Annotated in this window: 3 protein-coding genes; 1 reads left to right on the top strand and 2 read right to left on the bottom strand. The window is 71.1% G+C overall.

Annotated features, from left to right (window positions below; genetic code table 11):
- Both P409_RS32935 and P409_RS32930 read right to left on the bottom strand, forming a co-directional pair.
- Positions 1-185 (bottom strand): adenosylcobinamide-GDP ribazoletransferase (locus P409_RS32935; protein ID WP_034848643.1); only part of this gene is annotated, 185 nt, incomplete at its 3' end.
- A 2-nt stretch (positions 186-187) separates the two neighbouring features.
- Positions 188-1,591: an MATE family efflux transporter gene (locus P409_RS32930; protein ID WP_034848641.1), complete on the bottom strand. Its 1,404-nt coding sequence runs from the start codon at positions 1,589-1,591 to the stop codon at positions 188-190.
- Between the two features lie 163 nt (positions 1,592-1,754).
- Between P409_RS32930 and P409_RS32925 the strand changes: the two genes are divergently transcribed.
- A partial coding sequence (locus tag P409_RS32925; protein ID WP_034848644.1) for a TetR/AcrR family transcriptional regulator occupies positions 1,755-1,970 on the top strand: 216 nt, incomplete at its 3' end.

Here is a 1,970-nt window from a genome sequence, read left to right as displayed (position 1 = left end):
GGGGCGCCGAGCCAGAGCGCCAGCGCCCACACCAGCCCGGCGGCGAGGCCGATGCCGGCCCCGGCCAGTGGGAACAGCCGCATCGACCGTCCCAGCGCGTCGGCCGGCGCGTCCGGCGGCCAGGGCACCGGCAGCCGGGTCAGGAAGCAGGCGGCGACGCGCAGATCGCGCAGCAGGTCGTCCATGGTCAGATCATGCGGCGGATCGCCCGCTTGCTCCAGACCAGCCGATAGAAGGCGATCTGGCCCAGCGCCATGACGATGAAGGCGACCGGATAGGCGATCCAGACGCCGTCGATGCCGATCTGCCGGCTGAGCAGCCAGGCCACCGGCACCTCGACGCCGAGGATGGCGAAGAGCGAGATCGCGGTCGGCGCCAGCACCGTGCCGCTGGCCCGCATCACCGCGGCGATCACGCCGGCGATGCCGAAGACGATGTAGCTCCACAGCGTGATGTGCAGCAGATCCTGCGCCAGCTCGATCACCGGCTCGCTGGTCAGGAACAGGCCCATCAGCGTGCGCGAGAGCAGGGTGCAGATCGCCACCAGCCCGCCGGTGACGGCGAGGTTGAGCAGCAGGCCGGTGCGGGTGATGGCGCCGAGCCGGTCGGCATGCCCGGCGCCGATCGCCTGGGCGCCGAAGATCGAGGCGGTGATGGCGATCGAGATCGCCGGGAACTGGACATAGCTGATCACCTGGTTCACCGCGCCATAGGCGGCGGTGGCGTCGGAGCCGAAGCCGTTGACCAGGGACAGCACCGCCACCTCGGCCAGCGACACCAGGACGAGCTGGACGCCGGAGGGCAGGCCGATGCGCAGCACCGAGCGGAGGATGCGAGGGTCGATCCAGAGATGCCGCAGCAGCACCGCGTCCGGCGCCAGGGCGTGGCCGCGGCGGCGCAGGTGGAAGGACAGCCACACCAGAGAGGCGAGGAAGGAGACGATGGCGGCATAGGCGCCGCTGAGCACCCCGAGCTGCGGCAGCCCGCCCCAGCCGCGGATCAGCGCCGGGGTCAGCACAAGGCCGATCACGATCTGCAGCGCCAGCACCAGCAGCGGCGTCACCGTGTCGCCGACGCCGCGCATCATCGAGGTCACGAGGATGAAGACGAACAGCCCCGGCATGGCGATCAGCATGATCCGGGCGTATTCGGTGGAATCAGCGAGGATGTCGGGCGGGGTGCCGACCGCGACCAGCAGCGGCCGGGTGAAGGCGCCGCCGAACAGGGCGACGACGATGCCGGCCAGGATCGTGACCGTCAGCGTGGTGCCGGCCACCGCCTTGACCTTGTCCGGCTCCCGCGCGCCCCAGGCCTGGCCGATCAGCACCGACGCGCCGGCGCCGAGGCCGATGATGAAGGAGATGAAGAAGAACAGGATCGGGAAGAAGGCGGAGACGGCGGCCACCGCGCCGACGCCGATCATCTGCCCGAGATAGATGTTGTTGACCGTGCCGGACAGCGCCTGCAGCACGTTGCTGAGCATCATCGGCCCGAGGAACAGCAGGAACGCCTTCCACAGCGCCGGCGCGGCCGGCGCCGTCCTCGCGGTGGCCGGCGACGCGGCCGCGTCCCGGTCGGTCGCGTCCGACATGGTGGTCCTCCCCTTCTGGCGGTCGGCAGGGACGTTATCCTAGACGCCCCGGCCCGTCCGCCCCCGATTTCTCGGGGTCGGCGCTGCGCCGGAGGCACGCAACCTCCGGCCGATCAGTGTGTTATATAAACGGCTGTTCATTTACAGCCGATGGTCGATTCCCATGCCGCGACCGCGCACCATCCCCGACGAAGCCCTGCTGGACGGCGCCCTGGCGGTGATGCGCCGGGCGGGGCCGGACGGCATCACCTTCGCCGCGGTGGCGGCCGAGACCGGGCTGTCGGCGGCGACGCTGGTGCAGCGCTTCGGCGGCAAGACGGCGCTGGTGCAGGCGGCGCTGCTGCGCGCCTGGGACCTGCTGGACGCGCGCACCGCCGAA

Source organism: Inquilinus limosus MP06, assembly GCF_000767795.1.
GTDB classification, from domain to species: Bacteria; Pseudomonadota; Alphaproteobacteria; order DSM-16000; family Inquilinaceae; genus Inquilinus; species Inquilinus limosus_E.
The sequence above is the reverse complement of the archived record's forward strand: the minus strand, read 5'-3'. Positions and strand labels throughout refer to the sequence as shown.